The organism is Paenibacillus sp. cl141a, assembly GCF_900109305.1.
In the GTDB taxonomy this organism is placed as follows: Bacteria; Bacillota; Bacilli; order Paenibacillales; family Paenibacillaceae; genus Paenibacillus_AQ; species Paenibacillus_AQ lautus_A.
The window spans coordinates 421,154-447,748 of record NZ_FNZO01000002.1 but is presented as its reverse complement, the minus strand read 5'-3'; the positions used below and the strand labels follow the sequence as shown (position 1 = coordinate 447,748).

The following is a 26,595-nucleotide window of genomic DNA, read 5'->3' as shown; positions in this document are numbered from 1 at the left end:
GGCACTCATATTCTCGTTTATTTTTTGGCCCAAGGTGGTTATAATAAAGTTAGCTTAGCAGGAGGTGGCATGAATGTCGTTCTCATTAACATTTTGGATCGTCATGCTCGTATTCGCCCTTTATATGGTTGGCATTTGGACCGCGGCATACAATGATGACAAAACCAAAGGCCTGTAAGGCGACTCCCTCGTATATCGGGGGAGTTTTATTTTTTCTCGGACAAAAAAGGCACCGCTCAGCAGCGATGCTCAAAAGGAATTTCATTATTTATATAAGACTAGGCATGTTTAGGAAGCTGCTGCATTTCGGACATGCATTGCGAACAGATATAGCGCTCCTTAAACTCGCTTACGCCGTCCATGGAGCCACAGAAGACGCATTTCGGGCGATAGCGCTCCAATATAATATGGTCCCCCTGTACAAGGATTTCTACGGGATCCCCCTCGTTCATTTGATATCTCTTGCGCAGAGACTTAGGCAGAACGATTCTTCCCAGCTGATCAACTTTACGGACAACACCAGCAGGTTTCATAACGATTGTACACCTCTTTCATTTTCAACAAGTGATTTCTGACACCACAGTTCCAGAACTGATAACAAGGGCCTAGTATAATAGTTCGATAAAAAGTTGTCGAATCCTGCTGGATGTTAAGAATTTCTTAGTTTTTTTCAACATCAACTAGGTATACTGGATGATTTTCCCCAAAAATGCGCGATTTTTCAGCTGTTCTTATTCCATACCCGGGAAATCCAGCTGGCGCAATGCCTCATATACCATAATCGCCGCAGAGTTGGACAGATTCAACGATCGGACCTTATCCGTCATCGGCATGCGGATGCAATGCTCGGCATTTGCGGCCAGCAGTTCCGGAGGCAATCCCTTGGTTTCTTTGCCGAACACCAAAAAATCCCCATCTTGATATTCGATGTCCATGTAACGCTGGGTAGCCTTCGTCGTAGCGTAGAAATAACGCCCTTCCGGATAGAGCGCCTGCAATTCCTCAAAGGAATCGTGATATTCAATATGTACGGCGTACCAGTAATCCAGTCCGGCCCGTTTCAATGTCTTGTCGTCTGTATTAAAGCCGAGTGGACGGACCAGGTGCAGATGCGTGCCCGTAGCGGCACAGGTTCTGGCGATATTGCCCGTATTGGCTGGAATTTCCGGTTCGACTAGTACGATGTGTAATGCCATGTTGATAAGTCCACCTTTTCTTCTGCTTATTTTTAATCTTATTATAACCGATTCCCTTCCGAATTCCCGGAATATCCAAAAATAACCTTCCGCCAGCTTGGCGGAAGGTTATCGTCTTCTAATCTCATGAAATTAGCTGTGGCTATTCTTGAACTCCTGCATGAATTCCACGAGGGCCTGAGCGCTCTCATAAGGAACGGCATTATATGCGGAAGCCCGCAAACCGCCGACGCTGCGGTGGCCCTTGAGGCCGACAAAGCCTGCTTGCTCCGATGCCTTCACGAATTCCTTCTCCAGCTCCTCGGAGGCAAGACGGAACGTAATGTTCATATCGGAACGCACCTCTGCCTCCACGCAGCCGCGGTAGAAGCCTTCGCTGCTGTCGATGGCATCATAGATCAGAGCCGCTTTCTTGCGATTCAACTCTTGAACACCTTGGAGGCCGCCCTTCTCCTCAATCCACTTCAGCACTTCGTTGATCATGTAAATGCCGAAAGAAGGCGGTGTGTTGTACAGCGAGTTATTTTTCAAATACGTATTGTAACGAAGCATAGTCGGAAGATGTTTAGGAGAATCTGTAATCATGTCCTCTCTGACGATCACAACCGCCACGCCGGATGGTCCAAGGTTCTTCTGCGCACCCGCATACACCATCGCGAACTGGTTCATATCGAATGGACGGCTGAGAATATCGCTTGACATATCACCGATGAGCGGAACGGAACCGGTATCCGGGAATTCCTTAAACTGGGTGCCTTCAATGGTTTCATTGGAAGTCAGATGGAGATAAGCTGCATTGTCCGACAGCTTAATGTCTTGAATGCGGGGCAGAGTCATGTATTTGCTCTCTTCGGAAGATGCCGCCACATGGGTATCGCCGATCAGCTTGGCTTCTTTAATAGCCTTGTCCGCCCAGCTTCCCGTCATCACGTAATTCGCAACCTGGCCTTGACCCAGGAAGTTCATCGGAATCATGGCGAATTGCGTGCTTGCGCCGCCCTGGATGAACAATACCTTGTAACCGGATGGATTCCCCAGCAGGGACAGCAGGCGCTCCTGCGCTTCGTTATGAACGGCTTCATAAACGGCGCCGCGATGAGACATTTCCATAATCGACATGCCGGTATTTCCGTAATTGACGAATTCGGCCTGGGCTCGCTCCAACACTTCAAGCGGCAATGCAGCAGGTCCTGCGTTAAAATTGTATGCTCTCTTGCTCAAAAGACTCTCCACCCTTTCTCTACTATGAATGCTAATTAACGCTAATCATAGCAACAATCCCATAGACCTTCAAGTGTAATTATTCACATTAAATTGTTCCGGTTACCAGCAGAAGAATTGGTACTTTCTGCTCCAAGATCTCTTTTCTCCGGGTGCCAGGCTTAATCGAACAAACACTTCCGGCGAAATAACGTGTCCGGTCCCCCACAGGGCCATATGCGCAACCGGAAAATCGCTGATCTCCCTTACCCCCGCCCTGCGGGCACTGTGCGTCAGCTCCCATGAATACGGATAATCGCTGCCGTTGAAGCCTTTCATTCTTCCATAGAAGGGCTTATGCGGTCTGGCGGTCCAGCCTATCTCGTTATCCTGGACAGACAGCAAGTCCGAGGTATAGTCAGATTCGACCTCCGTAAACCGGACAGGAACCGGCAGCTTCAGCTTATACTCGGGTCCTATCGCTTCCTCGTTGATCCCTATGAAATTATGAACATACTCCTCCGTATCGATCCTTCGGCTTCCTTCGTTCATAAGCTCGTAATCTATCGTTAATACGGTATCTTCAATCGAGATCTTCTTCACCAGTCTTGCCGCATAACCATTCATGCTCCTGGAACGAACCGTATAGGAGATGTTTGAGTCACCCGAAATGACCTCCACATCGAAAGGCTCCACCGGATACGCATACTGAAAGTTATACGGGGCCTCGCTGACCCGTTTAAGAAGGCCCACCCCTAATTTAGGAAACCAGTCTCCAACTTCGGCCTCCGCGTACCCCATCCCTTCATGGAGTCCGAACTCGTTGCATAACCCGGACCCGGCCTGCGGGTTAAACCCTTCCGCAAACTCATGAACACAGAAGGTATGGCCGCTCTCGGTCAATTTCACCTGGGTGATGAAACCCGTGCGGTCAAAACGCGTGCCTTGATAACGTCCGACTTTCGCTATTTCGACTTCCAATCGTCCGTTCGCTAGTTGATGTCCCACAAACCATCGCTCCATTCATGATGAAGAAGCCCCGGCCGACTTGTCTGCCAGGGCTTCCGTAATTGTTAGAAGTGCGTATCAGGCAAGCTCGACGTGAATCAAAGCCCGCTCGCTGCCGGATAACGAGGACAGCATGCTGCGATCCAGCTCGACGGCCGCGGGTTCTTGACTGCGCAGTTGGATCTTTTCACCGTTCAGCGTAACCGATTGGATCGCATAGCTTCCGTAATCCAACCGGTTTGGATTGCCGTATACGATTTGAAGCTGTTTTCCGGCAAACCCGGTAGTGACCGCGGCATGGCCATCGGCATCGAATTGAGCAGACCTTAGTTTCGGTTCCAGGCGAAGATGTCCCCGGTTCCCTTTCACTCCAAACACCTCGGTTAGCATGGTCAGCAGCAGCCAGCTTGCCGACCCGGTAAGGTAGGGATACATCCCCCTTCCCTTCTCGTTAATGTACTCGGGAATGCCCGGATACATGCGACTGCGTTCAAAATCCTGACTCAGATCATAAATCGAACGCAATACCTCGTGGCCCTCTTGGACAAAACCTCTCTTATAAAGCGCATTGGCGTACATGACGCTCATATGGCTAAACATGGCCCCATTCTCTTTATGTCCGAACGCGAAGCCGAATGCCCGCCCGAGGTTTTGTTGGATCTCGCCAAAGTTCGAATTGAGGCGGTAACCGATGCTAGGGTCTTTTAAGTAACGGTCAACCGACTTCGTGATGTACCCTACCTGTTCATCGTCCGCAATTCCGCCCATAACGGCAAAGACCTGGCCTGTTAGTGTCATGCGCACGCCCAGGGGATGATCGCCTTCCACGCGGGCGCCGTCATTATTGTAATACCCGTTAAACCAAGAGTACCCTTCTTGGCTCGTGATCCATTCGTTGCAGCGCAAATGCTGGACGAGCCAATCCGCCTTCCGCTTCAAATCCTGCACAACGTCCGCAACGCTGAATTTCCGTTTGTTTCCGGTCACGGACACCTTGACGGTCTCATAATAGCTATCCAGCAAATTCAGCTTGCCCTGCACATCCTCGTACGAGACGGGATCCGTCACCGAATCGAGAAGCACCGCCATTTCCTCCGCGATTTCCAAATGCTCGACGCCTTCGGTATCCTGCCACGCCAGCAGCAGATCGCCAAGCTGCATCAAATTGCTGGCATAAAACGCCGTGAAGGCCACGCTCTCCCCTCTGCCCGGAGCAAGGTCCAGCCGTCGTTCCAGTCGGCTCCCTCGAGCTTGATGTTGTTGTGTTCGCCGACGTTAAAGAACGGCACCAGATTTTGAAGCAGCATATGCTCCAGGACCGTACCTTCGTACACCTCGCCGCTGACGGTCAAGAGTCGATTCCCGTGCTCAGGCAGCCATCCGGCGTCCTTCTCCTGGCAGCGTTTTACGAATACGTCGCGGAAATAGGTCTGCGGCTGCTTCAGAAAATCCATATCTCCGCTCTGATCGATATAAAGCAGCGTGGTCATGAACGGCCAAGCGCCGTGATCCATCCATACGCGCGGGATGTTATTCCGGTCAGCAACGAATTCACCCGGCTTCGTGCCGATGATCGTAGCATTGCTTCCATCAATCCGGACGCCCGCATAGTTATTGAGCAGCAGATACCGAACCTCGGCAGGCTCCATAATCATCAAGGCCAGGCAATCCTGCCACAGGTCGCGCCATCCGCGGCCACCTCTGCCGTAATCATGATAGGGAAGAAAGGAATTTCCGTATAAACGGCGCAGGATCGGCTGCAGGGTCACCCATTTCATCCATAGATCCTGCTGCGGATCACCGGTCTGGAAGGATACCGTATTCAGTTTCTCATTCCAATAGGCTTCGTTCTGCGCAAGCAGCTCATCAAATCGCTTCTCCGATAAATACGTTTCGGACAGCCTTTCGATGTCTGCGCGATCCTTCGCTATGACCATTGCCATAACATAGGCTTTGGATTCACCGGGCCGCAGCTGGGCCTCCGCGAACCGCAGGCCGCCAAGGGCCTCGTACCCTTCCATGGAGTCCCCAGCCTGGGCATATGCCGGCTTATTGGCAATGACGGCCTCAGGCCAATCGAGAGCTCCGCCCTCCCCGATGTATTCCTCGAGCACCGGGAAATGACCGATTGGGGCTGAGCCGTCCCCCTCCGCACCCAGCACGCTGTAGGATACGCGATTGATACGGTGACCCCGTTCGTCAAACGAGAGTACGGGCTGCACTTCGACCCCTTCCCGATGGACATAAATCCGATGCAGCAGGGATGTCACATGACGATGGTCCCGCAGATCATCCGCCGAACGGCCATACAGCGGAACAGCCGCGGTAGGGGTAAGTTTAAGCGTCTGCTGGCCTACATTGGTCAGCGTTACTTTCATTAACTCGATCTGGTCATCCGTCACCGGCACGAAGCTGGTAACTTCCGTTTGCAGTCCGGCCTCCCCGTTCATCCGCTTCAGCTTGTGCCATAGAAACCCTGCTTCCAATTGGCCCTCTTCTTCCTGATGCATGAACCGGTTCGCATTCTGCTTCGCAGAGTTGCCGGATACGGACCAAGCACCATGCCCGTCGATGTGCACCCAAAAGTTGCGCGCGGACTTGGAATTATGAAGATCCTCCACCGATACCGGCGACATCAAAAACGTATTGTGGCTGCTGGTCATTTCGCCGTGAAGATTCGGCGTGATGGCCGACATCATGCCCGCCTCGTTGACCAAAGGAAAATATAAATAGTTATGAAGTTCAGGATGACGCAGCGTAAAGACGCCCTGATCCCCCTCGAACTTCCATCCCGTTGATTTCATATCGCTTTTTCTTCCCCTCTATGCCTTAGGATTTGACGGCTCCTGCCAGGGCACCGTCCACCAGATACTTCTGTATGAACGTATACAGAATGATCAATGGTGCGGCAACGATCATAATTCCGCATGCAAGCAGCGGCCAGTTATTCCCGTACTGCCCTCTGAATTCTTTCAGGCCGAACGTAATGGGATAGTTGGACGGACTCGGCAGGTACATGATCGGCCCGACAAAATCGTTCCAGATTCCGATGGCGGTCAGAATGACGCCCGTTGCGATCACCGGCTTCATCAGCGGCAGAATGATCTGGAACAAGTAACGGATATAGCCGGAGCCATCCATGCCTGCAGCCTCATCCAAATCGCGGCTGATCGACTTGATGTAACCGACGAACATCATGAACACCACGCCCGTCCCCGTCGTTTTCAGCAGGATATAGCCGAGCTTGGTATCATACCCGAAGAACGAAACGCTTTCCTTGAAGGACAGCATCAATTTATACTGCGCAACCATCGGGTTCGGAAGGAACTGGGACAGCAAAAAGAACATGTAGATAAAGCCGCTCCACATCACATAACCGCGTGCGACCGGAAACGCCGCAAACAACGATACGATGATGGTCAGCACCGTCGCCGTCACCGTATAGATCAGGCTGTTCGCAAAATAACCCGCGAAATTGCCTTCAGACCATGCCTGGGAATAGTTGCCCCATTCGATGTTCTTCACGATTCCGATCGGGTTGAGCAAGTATTCGTTGAAGGATTTGAGCGATACATTGAAGACGAGCAGAAGCGGAACGACGTACAGAATCAGCAGCAAACCTATGACGGCATAAGAGAGAGTTTGCGTGGTTTTGGAATTTCGCATCAATATTCCACCTCTCTCTTACGCGTCTGTCTGACGGCTACGACAACAAACAGGAGAATAATCAGGAACTGGATCACGGACAGTGCCGAAGGAAGGCCCATTTCCAAGCTTCCCCGGAACGTTTCCTTGTACACGTCGTAAGCCATCGTCCTAGTATTGAAGCGACCGTCCGTTGTCGCCAATATGATATCGAAGGTCGACATGGCGCCGATAATGGATAGCAGCATATTCACCGTGAAGGACGGAGCGATCAGGGGGAAGGTGATGTGGCGGAAAGACTGCCACTTGTTGGTGCCGTCGATATGACCCGCCTCGTATAAATCCTTCGGAACCGATTGGAGGCCAGCCAGAAAGATCAGCATGGAGTAGCCCATGTACATCCAGATCTGAACGAAAATAATATAACCGAACGCATGGGTAAAGCTGCCGAAGAACATGTCCTGATAGCCGAAGAGAGCGTCATAAAGGCGGTTGACCGGTCCGTTCAACGGATCGAACATCATCCCCCAGATCAGCGCAACCACGGCTACGCCGAGTACGACCGGCAGGAAGAATACCGCACGGTAGAAGTAATCGCCTTTCAGCCGCTGGTTAATGATTACGGCGATAAACAGGGCGACCCCGTTTTGCACAATCGTCACGACGAACATGAAGATCAGGGTATTTACGATCGAGCGCCACCGCTCGCCCGAGTTCCCCGAGAAGAAGAGCTCCCTGTAATTATCAAGTCCGACGAATTGATAGGTGCTGCCCGGCAGGTTCTTCACATCGGTAAAGGAATAGATGACCGTCAGGATCGAAGGCCCGAAATAAAAAACAATGTATAACGCCATCGGTATCAATAGCAGCAATAATGGTATGAAGCGGTTAAACCCTTTTCCAAATGGATACATCTCTCTCACCTCGCAAATCCATTTCAATGCATGTCGGGGCCTGCTGCACAGACCCCGATTACAGTATGGTTCTTTCTATACAAGTCTCTTTATAATAGAAGAAGTTTATTTCGGAGCGGCTGCTTCCCATTCTTTCTGCTGAATGTCAGCCAGCTCTTTTGCCGTTTTATATGGTCCGCCCGGTGCCAGGAATTCCGTGTGAACGCCTTCTGCAGCCAGATGCTCGCCGATATTCTGCCGGTTGATCATCATGATTTCGTACGCCAATTCGAACTCGCCGAGATAAGGAGTCAGTTCATTGTCAATGAAGTCGCTTTCCGTCTGAATGTTGTCCTGGGTCGGAATGAATCCGGCTGCCTTCACGAATGTCGTGTAATTTTCCGGCTCCGAGAAGAATTCAAGCCACTTCAGGGCTCCTTCTTTGTTCGGACCTTTCTCTGCCGCATACCATGTTACGTCATACTTGCCGACAAAGGAGGCGTTCTTCGCTGCATCCTCGGTAGCCGGAAGCGGGAAGTAACCGAATTTCAGCTCTGGATTAGCTGCCGTAACGGTTGGGGCATCCCAAGAGCCGTCAGCCAGCATCGCAGCTTTTCCTGTTGCAAAATAGGAAGGCGCCGTTGCATAATCGATCCCCATGAAGCCGTCGATCATGTAATTGTCTTGAAGCGTCTTCATTTTTTCCAAAACCTCGATGGCTTCTTCATCGTTATAAGCCGTCTCGCCTTTCCACACGCCCTCGATCCATTTCTGCTGGTCTCCGCCGCCCAGGATTTTGGCCTGCAGGGCGAACACTGGAAGTTTCAAAGGCCATACGTCTTTACCTGCTACAACAATCGGTGTGATGCCTTTGGCTTTCAAGTCATCGTTCAGCTTGATGAACTCCGACCACGTTTTCGGAACGCTTAAGCCGTTCTGCTCGAAGATTTCTTTATTGTAGAAGAGACCGGACATCGCAACCTTGCCTGTAGGAACGGCATATACTTTATCGTTATAAGTTCCGGCTTTTTCGATATCGTTTGCGTTATAATTCTTAATGAAGGCTTGGTCGGATAAATCCGCAATCAATCCGGTATCGATCCATTGCTGCCAATCGGGTACTTTAGCGCCCGGCGTCCATTCCTGCGGGGAGAGTCTCATTCCCGACAAATCGGCCAGAACGTCCACGTCATTGGCGGTGATTCTTGCTCTCTGCGCCTGCTTGTATTCGTCATCCGGACCCGTAGTGGTATACTCTACCGTATACTCGGGATACTTCTCTTCAAATTTCTTATTGATCTCTTCAATCGCTTTATTGATGTTATCTTGTTTCCAGTGTAAAATTTTGATGACCTTTTTATCGCCTTTGGCAGGTGCGCCTGGATCGGCTGAATCGCTGCTTCCGCAAGCTGCCAGCGAGAAGGTTAGAGCGCCAGCCAAAAGTAATGCTGATAACTTCTTAATCATTTGTTCGTTACCCCCTGAAATTAAATTGCAATTCATTATGAAACCGGATTCATGATTCCGCTTTTTCTTGGCCTGTACAATCTTGATGCTACGAAACTGTGATTATTAATTTTCGTAATTGAGCGAATTATACCGAAAGCGGTTTCGTGAGGCCTATTATTACGCATAATATTTTGTTTGTCAAAGCTTTTTTTTATCGTTTCCGATACTTTTCTCCCAACGAACAGAGACAATCCTTTTTTCTTACTATGACAAGCCTTATGCCTGTTCTCTTTCATTGACTTACCTCGCTAAAGCAGATACACTGAGTTACGAAACTGTTTCGAATCTGTGTGGCATAACATGGCCACCGGATGGTAAACCTTGGCTTGGATAAGCCCTTATCCATAGGTGAACCGTCATCATTTCATTGGATCATGGGAAATTCGTTCAAAACACACTCCTCAGTTAGACAGAAAACACGTATCTCATAACTTTTCTGTCCCTAAACATTACGCATAAAGGAAATTCATGATAAACATTAGCGAAAATTAACGAAAATAATGGAAATGACATTATAAACAGAATAAGGGGCGTTTCGCATGGCGTTAAACATCAAAACAATCGCTAAAATGGCAGGGGTCTCCGTATCGACCGTCTCCAAAATTATCAACAACTACAGTGATGTATCCGATGAGACCAAAGCTCGCGTGTTGGAAATTATGAGAGAAACGGGATATACCCCTTCCAATTCCGCAAAAACGTTAGCAACCAAAAAATCCAATCTAATCGGCGTCATCTTTGCGGGAAAGCTGAACGTTGATTTTACCCACCCGTTTTTTGTTGAGGTGCTGAATTCTTTTAAGAAGCAAATGGGCGTTCTCGGTTACGATCTGCTGTTTTTTTCGAACGAGAAATTCCAGGGGGAGGATGCCGATTATCTCGGACGGTGCCGCCATTATCAGGTAGACGGCTGTGTCATTATATCCGGCGAGGAAATCGAGCCCTCGATTAAGGAGCTGGATGAGAGCGATATTCCCTGCATCGGGGTCGATATTGAGCTGTTCGGCGAAATGTCGGGTCATATCATGTCCGACAATTACAAGATGTCCTCGAAGGTCGTGGAGCATTTCTATCTCCAGGGCTTCCGAGACTTGGGCTTCATTGGCGGCAGCAAGGAGTCCGAAATCTCCAATATGCGAGAGGCGGGTTATCGCAACGCCATGGACAGCTTCGGCCTTCCGGCTCGCGCCGAGTGGTTCCTGAACGGGGATGATTTCTATGAGGCCAGCGGATATAAAGCGATGACACGGCTGATTAAGGCAGGTTCCCTGCCCCGCGCCATTTTTGCAGCCTCGGATCAGATTGCTATCGGCGCCATCCAAGCGCTTCAAGAACATGGTCTGAATGTCCCTGACGACATGTCGATCATCGGCTGCGACGATATCGAGGCATGCAAGTACACAACGCCTAAACTAACGACGATTCGGCAAAACAAAGAGAAAATCGGCCGATTGGCGGCACTCATGCTCTACGACCTCATCCATAAACAGTCCCCCGTCAGTTCCTTTGTCGTCGAGCCCGAACTCATCGTCCGCGAATCTTGCGGGAGCAACACACATCACTACGGGTATTTCGGATAAACATCCGGGCAAAGGGGCCGCCAGAGCGTTAGGCCTTAATGAGCCCCTTGTCTTTTAGAGCCATGTTAGGATTGGTTTCAGTCACGAATCGATACCACCAAAAAGAGCCTGGGGCATCATGCCCCAGGCTCTTTAATAATCCTGTTTATTAGATATCGTAGTACAGGGAGTACTCGTGCGGATGAACGCGGATGTTAACCGCTTTGGCTTCGGCACGCTTGAAGTCGATGAAGTTCTCGAGGAATTCTTGTGTGAATACGCCGCCTTCTGTCAAGAACTCGTAGTCTGCTTGAAGTGCATCCAATGCCTCGTCCAGGGAACCCGGTACGCTGCGGATTTCCTTCTTCTCGGCGTCGGACAATTCGTAAATGTTTTTATCGAATGGCCCGTAACCGAGCGCGGTAGGATCGATTTTACGCTTGATCCCGTCCAGACCGGCCATCAGCATAGCTGAGAATGCAAGGTAAGGGTTCGCTGTGGAGTCCGGTGTGCGGAACTCGATGCGGCAGCCTTTAGGCGTTACGGCAGCAACCGGAATCCGTACTGCGGCAGAACGGTTGCCCTTGGAGAATACGAGGTTAACCGGTGCTTCATAGCCTGGTACCAGACGTTTGAAGGAGTTGGTGCTCGGATTCGTCAAAGCGATCAAGGCAGGCGCATGGTACAGAATACCGCCGATGTAGTGCAGCGCCGTTTCACTCAGGTTCGCATAAGCGCCTTTTTCGTAGAACAGCGGAGTGTCGCCGTCGAAAATGGATTGGTGAACGTGCATGCCGCTACCGTTATCCCCGAACAATGGCTTCGGCATGAACGTAGCCGTTTTGCCGTATTGGCGGGCTGTGTTATGCACGATATATTTATAGATCAACAAATTGTCAGCTGTTTTCTTCAATGTATCGAAACGGAAATTGATTTCGGCCTGTCCGGCAGTTGCCACCTCATGGTGGTGACGCTCAACGCGAAGGCCAGCTTCGTCGAGGAGACGGCACATTTCGCTGCGGATATCCTGTTGAGTATCCACTGGCGCCACAGGAACATATCCGCCCTTAACCCCTACTTTGAATCCCAGGTTGCCGCCTTCTTCCTTGCGGTTCGTATTCCACTGGGCTTCCTCGGAGTCTACGAAGTAGCTGGAGCTGTTCATGGAGCTTTCATAGCGGACTTCATCGAACAGAAAGAACTCGGATTCCGGTGCGAAGAAGGCTGCTGTTCCGATGCCGGCTTCTTGAAGGTATTGCTCGGCACGAGCCGCGATTCCGCGCGGATCACGCTCATAAGCGTCGCCTTCCGGAGTATAGATGTTGCTCATAATGTTAAGTGTAGGATGTGCTGTAAACGGATCAATATAGCAAGACCCCGGATCAGGCATCATGACCATATCCGATTCTTCAATGCCGCGGAAGCCTGGAATAGAAGATCCATCAAACGCTACCCCGTTCACGAAAGTTTCTTCGTCTACTTCTGAAGCTGGCAAGCTAATGTGATGCACCCGTCCCGACAAGTCTACAAAACGAAAATCGACCCACTCAATATTGTTCTCTTTAATGGTTTGCAATACTTTCTCTACCGACATGTCTCTTCCTCCCAATTTCCGAACATTAAGACTTAAACAGCTTAACAATGTTCATAATCTTTCGATTTCTTTTCGTCATTATATGCCGGGAGATAACCTGACGTCAATACCTATGTAAGGTATTTTTAAAAATGGTGTCATATTACATGACATGAAAAACCAATTAAAGTAAATGCAGCAAAAAGACACCTGCGGTTAGGATGCAGATGCCTTCTACTATAAATTAGGGGATGGCGAAGCCATTCATTGTGTTCCTGCCGCTGTGCTCGAATTTACTATTATAGCAGGTAACACGTGTTATACGCGCGCGAATTCGGAAGCAGGCGCTTTGGTCGTGGCAAAGCTCTTTCCTACCAATGGAGCCAGCTTCTCCAAGTCTTTAAGCAGTGCGGCGAATTGGTCCGGGAACAGGGATTGGACCCCGTCGCCTGTCATCGAATTGTCCGGATCCGTATGCATTTCAATGATAAGACCGTCGGCTCCGGCCGCGACGGATGCCTTGGACATCGGTTCGACCAGCTCGCGCCGGCCCGTTCCGTGACTCGGGTCAGAGATGACCGGAAGGTGGCTCAATCCTTGCAAAACAGGAATGGCAGATAAATCCAGCGTATTGCGGGTATAAGTTTCGAATGTTCGGATTCCGCGTTCGCAGAGCATGACATTCGGATTGCCGCCGGCCAGGATGTATTCCGCTGCGTTCAGGAATTCGTCATAAGTTGCACTGAAGCCTCTTTTCAGCAATACCGGTTTGCCGCAAGTGCCAAGTTTCCGAAGCAGATCGAAATTTTGCATGTTGCGGGTGCCCACTTGCAGAATATCGGCGTACTCCGCGCAGATATCGACGTATTCGGGCGTCATCACCTCTGTAATGGTCAACAGGCCATGCTTTTGCCCGGCTTCCGCCATCATGATCAGACCTTCGACGCCAACGCCCTGAAAGCTGTATGGCCCCGTACGAGGCTTAAATGCGCCCCCTCTTAGCACTTGTCCGCCTGCTGCTTTCACCAGCTGCGCAATTTCATCAATCTGCTGCGCGGATTCAACGGCACATGGACCGCCCATGACAACCAGATTGCCGCCGCCAATCTTGGTTCCCTTAATATCGATCACCGTATCGTCCGGATGGAAATCACGGCTGGCAAGCTTGTAGGACTTGGAGATCTTAACTACATTCTCTACGCCCTTCATTTGGCGAAGATGCTCCGCAAGCTTCGGGTTCACGCTGCCAATCAGGCCGATCACCGTGCGATCCGCCCCCTTCGATACGTGAGCCTGGAGCCCTTCCTTCTCAATTTCGGTAACGATATGCTGAACTTGCTCCTCTGATATTTGATTGGATGTAATGACGATCATAAATAAACCTTCTTTCTGAATGAATTCCAATTTCGAATTTGATTTCAATCCATGGATAATCACTTTCGCACTTGTTCGCTTTTAAGCTTTTATGCTTTTAATCGATAAAGTAAATATACAGAAAAAATCTCCCCTCGTCAAGCCCATTCTTCAGGCCTTCACGATCGGGAGATATTCCTCGCCTGTTACATCAGCGTTTTGTTGCGTCCTTCCGCTACGGTTCGCTTCACCAGCGGTATGACAATTCTTACCGTTGTCCCGATGCCGGCGCGGCTGAATAACGTGACCCCGTACTCGCTGCCGTAGTGAAGCTTGATTCGTTGATCTACGTTTCGTATGCCGTAACCCGCATTGGTCAGATCCTGTCCCCCTGTATTATCCAGCACGCGGCCTGGCGGGAAACCGACGCCATTATCGATGATTTTGAATTCCAAAGCATCTTCCAGCAATCTGGCCGTTATCCGGATATGAATATAGTCTCCGGTCCACGCATGCTCGAGCACATTCTCGATAAACGGCTGCAAAATCAATTTCACGGTTTCATACCGGACCACCTCGGGCTCAAAATCATAGGTAACCTGCATCCGGTCGTCGTATTTAATCTTTTGAATGTCCACGTACGCTTGAGCCTGTTCCAATTCATTCTTCACGGATATGATGTTCCGGCCGTCGTTGAGCGACAAACGATAAAACTTCGCCAGGTCCATTACCATGCGCTGCAGCTTATCCAGCATCCCGAACCGCGCGAGGCGGCTGATGGAGGATAGGGTATTGTATAAGAAATGCGGATTAATCTGCGCGTGCAGCGACTCCAGCTCCGCTTCCTTTTTCTGCAGGTCGGCCAGATACACCTCATTGATCAGCTTGCCGATGTTGCTGCCCATATCGTTCAATGCAGAGGAAATATGCGTAAATTCATCATTCCCCTTAAAGGATACCCGTTTATGGAATTCGCCTTCCTGGAACGAGTCCAGCACGGATACGATTTTGGACACCCGGCGGCTGAAATATCTGGAGACCACGATGCTGACCACGAAGAAGATGCCGATGCAGATCAGACAGATCAGATAGGTTAGATTACGTATTTTGACCGTGTCCTTTTCCACGATTTGAGCAGGCACGACGGCAATCAAATCCCAACCGAGCTGGGGAATGGGCTTCCGAATCAGAAGGTCCCCGTTCTTGCGAAGTTCCTTCTCCTTGAAAACGTTGGTGGATATTCCCCCTGATGAAAGAACGACCCGACCCTGTGCATCCGATAAATACAATGCGGTCCCGTCACCGATCTTCTTGTAATCCATGCTTTCAAACAGGTCCGTCATACTGACGTTCATCCGCATGAACCCGATCTCCTGCGGTTTGATGGTCGAACTGATATCCACCAGCCGCCGCAGCAAGGATATGCGTCCGTTGCTCACATCGTCCTCAATCTGTTTCCACTGCAGGGTTACGCCGTAATTCTCTTCCTTCGGATATAATTTATACCAGGAGCGGTCCTCCAGCCTGTCATATTGATAAATATCAAACAGACGTTTGTTGGAGTCCAGCGGGTCTGTATACGTATAACTGTCATAGATCTCCCTAAGGTCGTCATTGCGCAGGTAGATCGATAACCAGATCCTTCGGTTCGCCGTGCTTACCGCGGTCTCCAGCTTCGGAATCAGCACGTTGATCGTGGTGTCATAGCTTATCCAAGCGCTTTCGGTAAAACGCAGACGGCTGTTAAAGGTCGTATCAAAATAAAGCATATCCGATATCCGGATCATGTCCTCCATCTTATACGATATGTTCTCGCTCATCTGATGAAGCGTGCCCTGAATGTTGTTATACGTCTGCTCTCGGGTGGACTTCACGAAGACCTGATTCGCTATCTGACCGACAAGCAGCACCGGTATAATGATAAATACGCAGTACGAAAACATTAACTTGTATCCGAAAGGTATCTTGACCCGTATTCGTTCGAATTTCCCCGCCATAGCCTGTTTGACCCCATATCTAATCTGAATTTTGCTAGTTACGAGTGCTTGCGCCGGTATTCCAGAGGCGTCATTCCATACATTTCCTTAAACTGCCTGCTGAAATAAGGCAGATATTGATAACCTGTCTGTGATGCAATTTCATATATTTTGAGCTTGGTCGTCTTGAGGAGATCCCTGGCGCGCTCCATGCGGAGCTTGATCACATAATCGCTAAAGTTGTGCCCGGTTTCTTCCTTGAAGAGTACCCCGAGATAATTCGGTGAAAAAGAAAACCGGTTCGCCATATCCCGCAGCGTAATATTCTCGTGCATGCGGGCCTGGATATTCTCTATAATCTCTTCGACCAGCCTGCCATTCTTGGTTGATTTGCGGTTCTTGAGCATTTCCGAAATTTCCATTGCCTTCATGCGGAGCCATGAGAAAATATCATCCATCGTTTCGAATTGAAGCAGAATATCCAGATTTTTGAGCTCCAGTCCTGCCATGCGATATAACTCTTCGTTCATCGCTTGCAGATGTCCTTCCAGCTTCACCATGATATACACGGCCAAATTGCGTATGGTGAACTTGGATCGGATGCTGGATGCCAGCAGTTGAATCGCTTCCAGTTCGTCATAGATACGAACGATATCATACTCCGTCATGGCTGTAAATAAAGCATCCAGACGGATGTCGAGGCTTTTTACGTCTTCCCGGTCCTCGGTCGGCACCTCGCTGTACAGGATCCATTTGCCCTTGCCCCGGAACATCTTATAATCCAGCGCGTCCAAAGCCTCCATGTACGACGTGTGAAGCTGCTCCAGCTGATGGACCGCCCTGCCTTCCCCGACCGTCATCGAATAGTTATATTCCCGTTTTAATTTCTCCAACAGGGCTTGAATCTCTTCCTTGCCCCGGCCCCCGTTAAGGAGTACGGCCGTTCGCTGATCGGTTACCTTGCATATATATTCAAAGCCGCGCTGTTCAAGCCGTTTATGCAGTCTCGTGAAATACTCCTCTATGGCACTCCGCTTTTCCTCGGAATCGAGCGAGCCGGTTCGCCAGGTGCTCACATTATCAAGCTCCAGCAGAATGACGCAGACCGGCCAGTGAAGCTCTGTCAGCCGGTACTCCCGCTTGATAATATCCAGGATGGCTCCGTCATAGGGCCGCTGAAGGATTTGCAGGAGATACTGATTTTTGAGGATGGGGATCATCTGCTGGTAAGCTTCCTCCGTCTCCTTGCGTTCATGTAGGCGATCCAGTTCCATCCTCACCTTCGTTAATGCATCGATCAGCTCCTGATCCTCCATCGGCTTTAACACATAACTGCATGCGTTCAATGCAATCGCTTGTTTTACGTAACCAAAGTCCTGGTAACCGCTTACGAAGATAATCCGGAGTTCCTCCTGCAGTTTCAGTGCCCGCTGAGCAAGCTCAAGCCCGGTCATATTCGGCATGCGTACATCGGTAACGAGGATGTCGATCTTCTCTCTTTCGAGCACCTCGCAAGCAGCGAAGCCGTTATTGACCGAATCGATCACTTTCATTCCGAGATCTTCCCATGGAATAAAGCTCTTCATGCCCTCTAGGTCCAGTATTTCGTCGTCTGCCAGCAGCACTTTATACACGGGCATCATCTCCCCCATAAATTCCGATAAGGGTATACTGCATAAGCAGCATACCCTTCTTGGTTTAAGCAAACATTAGTTATTGGCCTTTCATTTTAGCAACGTTTTCTTGCCATTTCGTTGTTTTGAATGCAAGCAGCTTATCGTATCCTGCAGCTTGAGCATCGGCCTCAGCCTTGTCGAGGATTGCCAATACTTCGGCATCATCCTTCGCGTACAGGGCTTTCGCTCTGGATTCCGTAAAGATATCTTCTACGCGTTGACGGATAATTCCTTCCTCGCTGTCCGGAGCCGGATCGAGGTTAATGTACTCCGTAGCATTGGCTTGAGTTTTCCAAGTGATTTCATATTGCCAGCGAGTGGACCAGTTGCGCTGCTCTTCCGGCAACGTGCTCTCGTATTTCGCTTTCGCTGTATCCACAAACACGGTGTTACCATTCCAGTGAAGATTCGTTGTGATGGCTTGCAGCTTGCCGAGACCGGCAGCATCCGTTACATATTTCTCGGTGAACTTCGGTGTTACGCCATCCTCTTCAAATCCGTCCCAATATCCTCCTGGCGGCCCCCACATGAGAACGCTTTGGCCTTCAGGACCTGTGTACCAATCCAAGAATGCGAAAATCGCTTCGGGATCTTTAGCGGATTTCGTAATGACGCTTACGTTCCAACCCAATTGCGTATAAGTACCTGGGAAGATCTTGTTCTTGTCCAGGCCTTCCTTGTGAATCGGCCAGATCATGAAGTAACCGGCTTCCGGATCCTTCGCCATCAATTCAGCGTGGGCGTTCATTGCATTTTCCGTCGGGCTCGAAGCGGCATACACAGCAACGCGTCCCGTGTTCACTTTTTCTTTTACTTGGTCAGCCGTTTGGGTCATGGCATCCTGAGAAATCAATTTCTCGCGGAACAGCTTCGCGGAATACTGCATCGACTCGCGGAAAATCGGATCCATAAAGATCGAAGTCAGCTTATCGCCGTTAGGCACGCCGCGGATGCTGATCCAACGAGTCAGAGCGTTTTCTGCAAATGCAGAGTACAGCACCTCGATGCCTTGACCTTGTACGTGCGGTTCATAAGGAACCACTTGATCGCCGTATTTCGCTTTGACGGCTTTCAGGTATTCATACAGATCATCCGTCGTTTCCAGTTTAGGCTCGCCAAGCTCTTTGTAGATCTTCTTGTTTACAACATAACCTGAATTACCGTTCGGTTGGTTCGTATACCAGTTCGGGAACTGATACAGCTTGCCGTCCGGAGAGCGAAGCATGTTCAGACCTTCGTCGCCCATCCACTCTTTCAGGTTAGGATATTTATCGAGATATTCATCGAAAGGTACGAGCATATCGGCTTGACGCAGCTTCTCTACGTCCGGACCACGGTCCATCCACATCACGTCCGGGAGCTCCGTGGACGCGATCATGGTATTGAATTTTTGCTGTGCGTTACCTTGCGAATGGATCGCGTTGACGGTTACCTTCTTGTTCTCTTTAATCCATTTCGAAGATTCGTCTTGTCCCCATGGCGGCATGGTGTACTCGTTATAATGGCCGTAGAAACTGAACTCAAGCGGAGTTTCGCCAAGCACAAACTTGTCGGATGCCTCCGTTGGAGGCGTGCTGGTTCCGTTTTCGCCCGCAGGCGCTGGATCAGCAGTCTTGGTTCCACCGCCGCATGCAGAAAGCATCAGCGCTGCCGCAAGCAAAGCCGTCATGGACGTGGTCAGCGATTTCTTTCTCAACCTCATTCTCTAATTTCCCCTTTCGTTTTTACACTTGATATTTATGTCTAAAGCTTAAGGCTTCAAACAACACGCATTGTTTTCCCTACTCTTTCAGGGAACCTACCAGAACACCTTTAACGAAGTGCTTCTGTACGAATGGATACACCATAATAATCGGAAGCGTTGCCACCATCATGGTTGCCATGGACAACGACTTGGAGGTTACGCTTTGCATCCGGGAGAGCACCGCCTGCGAAGCGGAATCCAGGTTGCTCATCTGTTCAGACATAATATTGGAGTTCAATATTTGACGAAGCATGGTCTGGATCGGAAGCAAGTTCTCGTTATTGATGTAGATACTCGGCAAGAACCATTCATTCCAATGGGAAACCGCCGTAAACAACGATAAGGTTGCGATGACCGGACCGGACAGAGGCAGTATGATCTTAAAGAAAATGCCCCAGTTGCCGCAGCCGTCGATTTTGGCGGACTCTTCAAGACCGCTTGGGAGACCGTTGAAGAATGTCCGGAAGATGATCATGTTCCACACGCTTACCAAACCCGGGATAATGAACACCCAGAAGGAATCCATCAGACCCAAGCCGCGAACGAGCATGAACGTCGGGATCAAGCCGCCGCCGAAATACATCGTTACGATACACATAATCATGTAGTATTTGCGGCCGATCAGCTCCCGCTTGGTCATCCCGTAAGCGAAGATGGAGGTTACCAGTATGGAGGAAATCGTTCCGATCACGGTACGAAGCACCGAAATCTTGAAACCATTCAGCAACCGGTTATCCTGAAACACGATGCCGTAATTCTCAAGCGTAAAATCACGGGGCCAGAAGGTAACGCCCCCCATTGCCGTATCTGAACCTGAGTTAAAGGATATGACTAGTCCGTTCCAAAACGGATAAAACGTTACAAAGGCCAAGAATGCCAAGAAGATATAAATGATGACCATCATCACTTTGTCGCCAAATGCTAGACGTACCACTATTACCCGCTCCCTTCCTCATAATGATCTCTTACCATAAGCTGTTTCCTGATTTGCGTGCAATCAAGTTGGCAATCGTCAGAAGCATGACGCTGATCACCGCTTTAAACAAGCCTACGGCCGTTGCATATGAGAATCGGGAGTTCTCGATGCCTATTCGATAGACATATGTGTCGATAACGTCGGATACCTCTCGCAATACCGGGTTCTTAGCCAAGAGCAAGATGTCTTCGAAGCCTGCAGTCAGCAAGTTACCTATGGCAAGAATCATGAAAATAACGACGACCGGCATGATCGATGGAAGCGTAATCGTGAAGATCTGCCTGAATTTGCTTGCGCCATCCATGTCAGCGGCTTCATACATGTGCGGGTCAACTCCGGCAACCGCCGCCAAGTATACGATGGAGGAGAACCCAATCTCTTTCCATACCCCTGTCGTTACGAGAATTCCCCAGAAATATTCCGGTAGCGACAGGAAGTTGATCGGCTCTTCGATCAAATTCAGCTTCTGCAGCAAAATGTTCACGCTGCCGTTATCCGTTGACAAGAGCGAAATCGCAAAGCCAGAAACGATAACCCAGGACAGAAAGTGCGGAAGATAACTGACCGTTTGCACCAGTCTCTTGAAGAACATATGCCGAACTTCATTTAGCATAAGCGCCAGCAGAATCGGTGCCGGGAAACCAATAAGAAACTTGAGCAAACTGATGACGATTGTGTTTCTCATGACCGTCATGAATTCCGGCGATTCAAAAAACATTTCGAAATGCTTGAATCCGGCCCACGGGCTGTCGCCCATCCCCTTGAAAATGTTAAAGTCTTGGAAAGCCATTAAAATACCGTACATCGGTATGTAACTAAACACAAAAACGAGTGCCAGTGCAGGAAGCACCATTAACTGTATGTCCCATTGTTTAGCAAAGCGAAGCAATAAGCTTTCCTTCTTCCGTTTCGGAACAGGTTTCTGTTCTACGGATATTTGCGCCATGTCCAACCCCCCGTATGTTCTATGCCATGAAGTTTATCTGATGTCTAACATTGTAGAATAAACGATCGGATATAAACATTTGCCTATTCAACGAAAAATGATAGTATTCAATCGAGAATTGAAACGCTTACACGTCATGGAATATTTGGGAGGGGGTGAAATGATGGGTGCGATCGCTTTCCATAAACGTAAAAAGACCCACCGCAAATATCATTGCGATGGGTCTGAAAAATAAGCTTGTGATGGCATTAACTATGATTTGCTCTTCACCCGAACAGGCGGAAGCAATTTACTCATATTCACCGTACGCTTGATCTCCCAAGTTTCCGGCTGATCATGTTCATACTGTTCCAAATAGGCGATGACTTCCTTCGTAATCGGAGTCGGTGTTGATGCCCCTGATGTAACTGCCACTTTGCCTACTCCTTCAAGCCATTCGCGCTTGAGTTCCGTCACATCGCCAATGCGGTGGGCCGGTACTCCTGCTATCTCTTCGGATACCTGCGCAAGACGGTTCGAGTTATTGCTGCGAGGATCTCCTACCACGATCACTAAATCCGCCTGACCGGCTTGTTCGGCTACCGCTTCCTGACGCACCTGCGTTGCAAGGCAAATTTCATTATGAATCTCCGCTCCCGGGAATCTATCGAGCAGGCTCTTCATGATATGCTTGATGTCCCATTGACTCATCGTGGTCTGGTTCGTGATGATGATTCGGGATGTTTTTACCTGAAGCTGTTCAATTTCTTCTTCCTTCTCGATCAGATGCACGTGTTCCGGTGCGATCCCGATCGCCCCTTCCGGCTCGGGATGCCCCTTCTTCCCGATGTAAATGATCTCATATCCGTCGGCTACCTTATCCCGGATCAGATCATGGGTTTTCGTCACATCCGGGCAAGTGGCGTCGAGCGTGGTCAACCCTTTATCCCGCGCAAGCTTGCGTACTTCGGGAGAGACTCCGTGTGCGGTGAAAATAACGGTCCCGCTCTCCACCTGGCCCAGGATTTCCATCCGATTCGGACCGTCCAGGGTAATGATGCCTTCGTCCTCAAAGGATTGCGTGACATGACTGTTATGCACAATCATGCCCAATATATAAATAGGCCGAGGAAGATCCAGATTCTGCGCCGCCTGACGCGCCAAGACCATGGCGTCGACGACACCGTAACAATAACCTCTCGGTGATATTTTCAAGACTTCGATGATCCCCACCTGCTTTCCGTTGTAATACATAAACGATCTAGTCTATTATACCCTATTCCAGGGGAGGAGCAAAGACGACGGGGAGCCAGACGATAAAGGTGCTGCCTTCCCCTCTTCGGGTAACGACCTCGACAGAGCCCTTATGTTCATCGATGATCCATTTGGCGATGGACAGCCCAAGTCCGGTTCCGCTCGTGATGCCTCTCGACTGATCCGCGCGGTAGAAGCGTTCGAATATGAACGGAACCTCATCCTTATCCATACCGATTCCCGTATCCGAAATCCGCAAGCCCACCTGACCTTTGTACAGAACAACATCAAGACTGACCTCACCCTCAGGCGTGTACTTGAACGCATTCTCGATAAAAATGAACAGCATCTGCTGTAAATAATCCTTATTTCCTTCCACATAAACACCGTTCAAGACAGATAGCTCTCCGACATGCCACTCTGCGGTTTTCTCCAGGAAATGAGCGCGCCGTGCAACCTCTTCAACCAACGGCTGGAGCGGCACCGGGTCCAGCTCAAACGTCTGCCCGGTATCGGCCCGCGCCAAGGACAGCATATCGTTCACCAGCCGGCTCATCCGCTTCGCTTCATCGGATATATCGCCTACCGCTTCGACCGAGATCTGTTTGATCATTTCCTCGTCCATATCTGCTCTCTCGCCGGGAGCTACGGTCCACATCTTCTGCAGGAGATCCACATTCCCCCGGATGGTGGTCAGCGGGGTGCGAAGTTCATGGGAAGCGTCCGATACGAAGCGCCGCTGTGCCGCATAGGCATCCTCGAGCTCTTTATAGAAGCTCTCCGTCCTCTCAAGCATCCCGTTAAACGTGCCGATCAACTGACCGATCTCGTCCTGAGGCCCGTCGTATTCGATCCGTACGCTAAGGTCGGTGCCTTTTTGGATCTGCTCCGCTGCCTCCGTGACCTTGCCGATTGGTTTCATGGATTTCCGGGCCAGGAATAAACCTAATGTTGATGCGATCACGAGTGTCGCTGCCGAGCCCATGATGAGGATGGATTGGAGTCTGTCCAGGGTTTGCTCGATGGTGCGCGTGTTTGCTCCGACTTGTATCCAACCGAATAATTTCCCTGAGTTTGTCTCCACAACCTGATTTTCAAATACCAAGAACGAATTTCCATTCACCGTAACACGCTTAAACGCATGCTTAGTTGAATTTAACGCTTTCTCTACTGAAGGTACTTCAAATTGGATACCACTAAAAGCCATATTCTGGGATTGCCATAATTTCCCATTGTAAAATGTATAGGTCTGCACATACAGATCCGCTTCCTCTAAGCTGATTGCGGAAGATCTATTAGGCAGCACTTCCACGGCCCCTTGCGTAAAACCTATTTTTTGAGCTTGCTGCTCAATCCGCTGCTTTAACTCCTCATACGTATACAAATGGACAAACCCATACACCGCCGAGCTGAATATCAGCAGTGTCACGAACAAAATGCCGGTATACCATGCTGTCAGTCTTAACCGAATGGACATGCTAGTTATCTCCTCTTAAAATATAGCCGGCTCCGCGGATCGTCTGGATCAGCCGTTTACCTCCATGTTCCTCGGTCTTCTGCCGGAGCATGGCGATATAAACCTCCAGCACGTTCGACTCCCCGCTGTAGTCATAGCCCCATATTTTATCCATAATCAAATCGCGGGACAGCACCCGCTTCGGGTTTTGCATAAACAGGTGCAGCAGCTCGAATTCCTTGGCCGTGAGCTCCAGTCTCTGCCCGCCTCGAATGACTTCCCTCGCATCCGTATCCATCACGAGATCCTCGAAGGTCAGTCGGTGGTTCGAGGTATCATCCCCGGTTTTGCGGCGCAGCAAAGCCCGGACGCGGGCAAGCAGCTCCTCCAGCGCAAAGGGTTTGACCAGATAATCATCCGCCCCGGTATCCAGCCCCTTCACCCGGTTCTCCACCTCATCCTTAGCCGTCAGCATCAGCACCGGTATCGTGCTTCCGCCCTCCCGGAGTCTGCGCAGCGCTTCAAATCCATCGACTTGAGGCATCATCACGTCCAGAACGACGACATCCGGGTCCTCGCTCAATATCACTTTCAATCCTTCAGCTCCGTTGGATGCGGTCAGGACGTCATAGCCCTCAAACGCAAGCCCTCTGCGCAGCATGGAAATAATCTTCTCATCATCGTCTACAATCAAAATCCGGGATCGCATAGCGGCATCTCCTCTATCTTCTTAGCGTTATATTTAGTACGACGTTACAATCCCATTATATCGGTCGCTTCAAGGACAAGACAAGCGGAAGGGAACGGTCCCTTCCGCTTGTTGTCACGCCTATCCAGGGTTACGGCTGCTGTTGCCGTTGTTGCTGCTGTTGGGTTAGATCAAAATCGTTCTTGTCGCCGATCGTTAGCGCTAGGTCCATGTTCTTGCCGTTACGAACCACATTCAGCGTGATTTTATCTCCAACATTCTTCGATTTAATGAATTCAACCAGATCTTGCGAAGTCGGATATTTATTGCCGTCCACGCCCACAATGATGTCATATTGGCGCAGGTCCGCTTCATAAGCCGGCGAACGGAATACGACGCTGTCAACGTAAGAGCCTTCCGTTACGTCGGTACCCAGGGACTGGGCAATTTGCGGAGTGACCGTTCCCAGATTCGCTCCGATAAATGGAACCGGCTCTTTTGGCACTTCCTGATTATTCTTCAGGTATTCCACGACTTCCTTGATCGTATTGGAAGGAATCGCAAACCCGATCCCTTGTGCTTCCGCGCTGACGGCTACGTTCATCCCGATAACCTCACCCTTCAGATTGAGAAGCGGCCCGCCGGAGTTACCCGGATTAATCGAAGCATCGGTCTGGAGAAGGTGCTCATAATTGCGGTCTTGTTCGCCGTTCGTGCCTTGAATATCGATCTCGCGTTCCTTCGAGCTAAGTACACCAGCGGTTACCGTGTGTTCAAAACCGTGCGGGTTGCCGATGGCAACAAGCCATTCACCAACCTTCAGCGAGTCGGAGTCACCTAGCTGTACTGATGGGAAATCCGCCCCTTCGATTTTCAAAACGGCTAAATCGAGCTCATAGCTGGAACCGAGCAGCTTCGCTTCATAAGGTTTCTTGGTACCCTGTACCGTCACTTGGATCACATCTGCGCCATGGATCACATGCTCATTCGTCAAAATATATCCCGACTTCTCAAAGATGAAGCCCGAACCGATGCCTGAAGGCTGAAGCTGGGATTCCTGACCTCCGTTGTTGCTGCTTCCACCGTTTCCGCTGTTTCCGCCATTGCCTTCCTGGCTCGATTGACCGCCGCCGAAGAAGTACCAGAACGGATCGTTCATGTTCGGATTCGTGTTTTGTCTATTGCTGCTGTTTACAAGCGTCTCGATCAGCACGACCGCCGGACTCGCCTGATCCACCACTGCCGATACGTCGCCAGGATTCGATGGGATCATCGCTGATGCGGTAGTAGCTCCGCCGTTATCTCCACCGTTACCCTCGACGTTAGCCGAAGTTTCTTGGGCTGGCTCCGATGAGTACGCCGCATCCGGCGTAAACAGATTCGTGCGGTCAGCGGCAAACATCAGGCTTGAGATCACGAGGACACCTGCCAGGAAAGACAACAGCACGGTCTTCACGGAATTTTTAGGCTTCTGGCTGTAGTTCCATTCTTTGTTTCTTTTCATGGAATCCATAGACCCGCCGCCACCTTGGCTTCCGGAGGAATGGGCCTGCGAGAAGCTGGAAGATGGAATCGGTTTAACGGGCTGCGGAGCGGTAACCTCCACTTCCTGGGGTTCCCGGCTCTGGTAAGGCCGTTCCGTTTTCTCATCGTCGCGGTTATTCGATATGGACTGGAACGGTCCGTAAGAATAGTAATAAGAAGAATTCTCCGTGGATGCTTCCTCACGTCTCGTTGCTTCATTGTTATTCGCTTCGTTGTTCATTCCCTCATCATCCGGATACCCGTAACGCTTTCTTTGGTCGTCCATTGGTCTACCTCCTATTAAAATCACTTGCTTCCAAGTGGTCTAATTGATTAACTGTTCTTATTGTGTACTATAAACCTTAATAGTACCTTAAAAACAATTAAAAGGCAGATAAAAAGAAAACCGGGACGCTTCCCGGTCATACCTCACCAAAAGA

At 50.0% G+C, this 26,595-nt stretch carries 21 protein-coding genes; 1 reads left to right on the top strand and 20 read right to left on the bottom strand.

Annotation, left to right across the window (positions count from 1 at the left end; all coding sequences use genetic code 11):
* Nucleotides 1-278: 278 nt before the first annotated feature.
* From BMX45_RS07190 to BMX45_RS07155, 9 genes are all read right to left on the bottom strand, one after another.
* Nucleotides 279-533 carry an AbrB/MazE/SpoVT family DNA-binding domain-containing protein gene (locus BMX45_RS07190; protein ID WP_009595823.1) on the bottom strand — a complete coding sequence of 85 codons (255 nt, stop codon included), beginning with the start codon at nt 531-533 and terminating at the stop codon, nt 279-281.
* A 198-nt stretch (nt 534-731) separates the two neighbouring features.
* The gene (gene trmL / locus BMX45_RS07185) at nt 732-1,196 is read right to left on the bottom strand and encodes a tRNA (uridine(34)/cytosine(34)/5-carboxymethylaminomethyluridine(34)-2'-O)-methyltransferase TrmL (RefSeq protein ID WP_090909096.1); all 465 of its coding nucleotides are present in this window, start codon (nt 1,194-1,196) and stop codon (nt 732-734) included.
* Between the two features lie 132 nt (nt 1,197-1,328).
* Nucleotides 1,329-2,417, bottom strand: a complete 1,089-nt coding sequence (gene serC, locus BMX45_RS07180) for a 3-phosphoserine/phosphohydroxythreonine transaminase (RefSeq protein ID WP_090909095.1) — start codon at nt 2,415-2,417, stop codon at nt 1,329-1,331.
* Between the two features lie 102 nt (nt 2,418-2,519).
* Nucleotides 2,520-3,404 carry a hypothetical protein gene (locus tag BMX45_RS07175; protein WP_090909094.1) on the bottom strand — a complete coding sequence of 295 codons (885 nt, stop codon included), beginning with the start codon at nt 3,402-3,404 and terminating at the stop codon, nt 2,520-2,522.
* Between the two features lie 78 nt (nt 3,405-3,482).
* Nucleotides 3,483-4,598, bottom strand: coding sequence for a GH36-type glycosyl hydrolase domain-containing protein (locus tag BMX45_RS31725; RefSeq protein WP_254777994.1), 1,116 nt, complete (start codon nt 4,596-4,598; stop codon nt 3,483-3,485).
* Complete coding sequence (locus tag BMX45_RS31720; RefSeq protein WP_254777993.1) at nt 4,565-6,208, bottom strand: hypothetical protein; 1,644 nt, start codon at nt 6,206-6,208, stop codon at nt 4,565-4,567. The genes BMX45_RS31725 and BMX45_RS31720 overlap by 34 nt, the downstream gene beginning before the upstream one ends.
* A gap of 25 nt (nt 6,209-6,233) precedes the next feature.
* Nucleotides 6,234-7,070, bottom strand: coding sequence for a carbohydrate ABC transporter permease (locus BMX45_RS07165; protein ID WP_090909093.1), 837 nt, complete (start codon nt 7,068-7,070; stop codon nt 6,234-6,236).
* Entirely contained in the window at nt 7,070-7,963 is an 894-nt protein-coding gene (locus BMX45_RS07160; RefSeq protein WP_009595691.1) for a carbohydrate ABC transporter permease, read from the bottom strand. Before BMX45_RS07160 ends, BMX45_RS07165 begins: the two co-directional genes overlap by 1 nt.
* A gap of 105 nt (nt 7,964-8,068) precedes the next feature.
* Nucleotides 8,069-9,409: an ABC transporter substrate-binding protein gene (locus BMX45_RS07155; RefSeq protein WP_090909092.1), complete on the bottom strand. Its 1,341-nt coding sequence runs from the start codon at nt 9,407-9,409 to the stop codon at nt 8,069-8,071.
* 581 nt (nt 9,410-9,990) lie between these two features.
* Here BMX45_RS07155 and BMX45_RS07150 point away from each other — a divergent pair.
* Nucleotides 9,991-11,031, top strand: coding sequence for a LacI family DNA-binding transcriptional regulator (locus tag BMX45_RS07150; RefSeq protein WP_090909091.1), 1,041 nt, complete (start codon nt 9,991-9,993; stop codon nt 11,029-11,031).
* Nucleotides 11,032-11,179: 148 nt separating this feature from the next.
* Here the strand turns inward: BMX45_RS07150 and glnA are convergent, their stop codons facing one another.
* The 11 genes from glnA to BMX45_RS07095 form a co-directional block, all read right to left on the bottom strand.
* Complete coding sequence (glnA, locus tag BMX45_RS07145) at nt 11,180-12,604, bottom strand: type I glutamate--ammonia ligase (protein WP_090909090.1); 1,425 nt, start codon at nt 12,602-12,604, stop codon at nt 11,180-11,182.
* Nucleotides 12,605-12,901: 297 nt separating this feature from the next.
* Nucleotides 12,902-13,957: a 3-deoxy-7-phosphoheptulonate synthase gene (gene aroF, locus BMX45_RS07140; protein WP_090909089.1), complete on the bottom strand. Its 1,056-nt coding sequence runs from the start codon at nt 13,955-13,957 to the stop codon at nt 12,902-12,904.
* Nucleotides 13,958-14,142: 185 nt separating this feature from the next.
* Nucleotides 14,143-15,933: a sensor histidine kinase gene (locus tag BMX45_RS07135; RefSeq protein ID WP_090909088.1), complete on the bottom strand. Its 1,791-nt coding sequence runs from the start codon at nt 15,931-15,933 to the stop codon at nt 14,143-14,145.
* A 38-nt stretch (nt 15,934-15,971) separates the two neighbouring features.
* Nucleotides 15,972-17,546, bottom strand: a complete 1,575-nt coding sequence (locus tag BMX45_RS07130; protein ID WP_090909538.1) for a helix-turn-helix domain-containing protein — start codon at nt 17,544-17,546, stop codon at nt 15,972-15,974.
* A 79-nt stretch (nt 17,547-17,625) separates the two neighbouring features.
* Nucleotides 17,626-19,290 carry an extracellular solute-binding protein gene (locus BMX45_RS07125; protein WP_090909087.1) on the bottom strand — a complete coding sequence of 555 codons (1,665 nt, stop codon included), beginning with the start codon at nt 19,288-19,290 and terminating at the stop codon, nt 17,626-17,628.
* A 79-nt stretch (nt 19,291-19,369) separates the two neighbouring features.
* Nucleotides 19,370-20,266, bottom strand: coding sequence for a carbohydrate ABC transporter permease (locus tag BMX45_RS07120; protein WP_090909086.1), 897 nt, complete (start codon nt 20,264-20,266; stop codon nt 19,370-19,372).
* Nucleotides 20,267-20,297: 31 nt separating this feature from the next.
* On the bottom strand, nt 20,298-21,254 hold the full coding sequence (locus BMX45_RS07115; RefSeq protein ID WP_090909085.1) for an ABC transporter permease: 957 nt from the start codon (nt 21,252-21,254) through the stop codon (nt 20,298-20,300).
* A 252-nt stretch (nt 21,255-21,506) separates the two neighbouring features.
* Nucleotides 21,507-22,457 carry a 4-hydroxy-3-methylbut-2-enyl diphosphate reductase gene (locus BMX45_RS07110; protein ID WP_090909537.1) on the bottom strand — a complete coding sequence of 317 codons (951 nt, stop codon included), beginning with the start codon at nt 22,455-22,457 and terminating at the stop codon, nt 21,507-21,509.
* A 52-nt stretch (nt 22,458-22,509) separates the two neighbouring features.
* A complete protein-coding gene (locus BMX45_RS07105) occupies nt 22,510-23,964 on the bottom strand; it encodes a sensor histidine kinase (RefSeq protein WP_090909084.1) in 1,455 nt (484 codons plus the stop codon).
* Nucleotide 23,965: 1 nt separating this feature from the next.
* Nucleotides 23,966-24,652 carry a response regulator transcription factor gene (locus BMX45_RS07100; RefSeq protein ID WP_009594308.1) on the bottom strand — a complete coding sequence of 229 codons (687 nt, stop codon included), beginning with the start codon at nt 24,650-24,652 and terminating at the stop codon, nt 23,966-23,968.
* A gap of 130 nt (nt 24,653-24,782) precedes the next feature.
* Nucleotides 24,783-26,441: a S1C family serine protease gene (locus BMX45_RS07095; protein ID WP_090909083.1), complete on the bottom strand. Its 1,659-nt coding sequence runs from the start codon at nt 26,439-26,441 to the stop codon at nt 24,783-24,785.
* Nucleotides 26,442-26,595 lie beyond the last annotated feature (154 nt).

Excerpts from the sequence above, each read along its gene's own strand:
- BMX45_RS07190 (WP_009595823.1), bottom strand. The coding sequence starts at position 533 with ATGAAACCTGCTGGTGTTGTCCGTAAAGTTGATCAGCTGGGAAGAATC.
- trmL (WP_090909096.1), bottom strand. The coding sequence starts at position 1,196 with ATGGCATTACACATCGTACTAGTCGAACCGGAAATTCCAGCCAATACG.
- BMX45_RS31720 (WP_254777993.1), bottom strand. The coding sequence starts at position 6,208 with ATGAAATCAACGGGATGGAAGTTCGAGGGGGATCAGGGCGTCTTTACG.
- BMX45_RS07165 (WP_090909093.1), bottom strand. The coding sequence starts at position 7,070 with ATGCGAAATTCCAAAACCACGCAAACTCTCTCTTATGCCGTCATAGGT.
- BMX45_RS07160 (WP_009595691.1), bottom strand. The coding sequence starts at position 7,963 with ATGTATCCATTTGGAAAAGGGTTTAACCGCTTCATACCATTATTGCTG.
- BMX45_RS07155 (WP_090909092.1), bottom strand. The coding sequence starts at position 9,409 with ATGATTAAGAAGTTATCAGCATTACTTTTGGCTGGCGCTCTAACCTTC.
- BMX45_RS07150 (WP_090909091.1), top strand. The coding sequence starts at position 9,991 with ATGGCGTTAAACATCAAAACAATCGCTAAAATGGCAGGGGTCTCCGTA.
- glnA (WP_090909090.1), bottom strand. The coding sequence starts at position 12,604 with ATGTCGGTAGAGAAAGTATTGCAAACCATTAAAGAGAACAATATTGAG.
- aroF (WP_090909089.1), bottom strand. The coding sequence starts at position 13,957 with ATGATCGTCATTACATCCAATCAAATATCAGAGGAGCAAGTTCAGCAT.
- BMX45_RS07135 (WP_090909088.1), bottom strand. The coding sequence starts at position 15,933 with ATGGCGGGGAAATTCGAACGAATACGGGTCAAGATACCTTTCGGATAC.
- BMX45_RS07125 (WP_090909087.1), bottom strand. The coding sequence starts at position 19,290 with ATGAGGTTGAGAAAGAAATCGCTGACCACGTCCATGACGGCTTTGCTT.
- BMX45_RS07115 (WP_090909085.1), bottom strand. The coding sequence starts at position 21,254 with ATGGCGCAAATATCCGTAGAACAGAAACCTGTTCCGAAACGGAAGAAG.
- BMX45_RS07105 (WP_090909084.1), bottom strand. The coding sequence starts at position 23,964 with ATGTCCATTCGGTTAAGACTGACAGCATGGTATACCGGCATTTTGTTC.
- BMX45_RS07100 (WP_009594308.1), bottom strand. The coding sequence starts at position 24,652 with ATGCGATCCCGGATTTTGATTGTAGACGATGATGAGAAGATTATTTCC.
- BMX45_RS07095 (WP_090909083.1), bottom strand. The coding sequence starts at position 26,441 with ATGGACGACCAAAGAAAGCGTTACGGGTATCCGGATGATGAGGGAATG.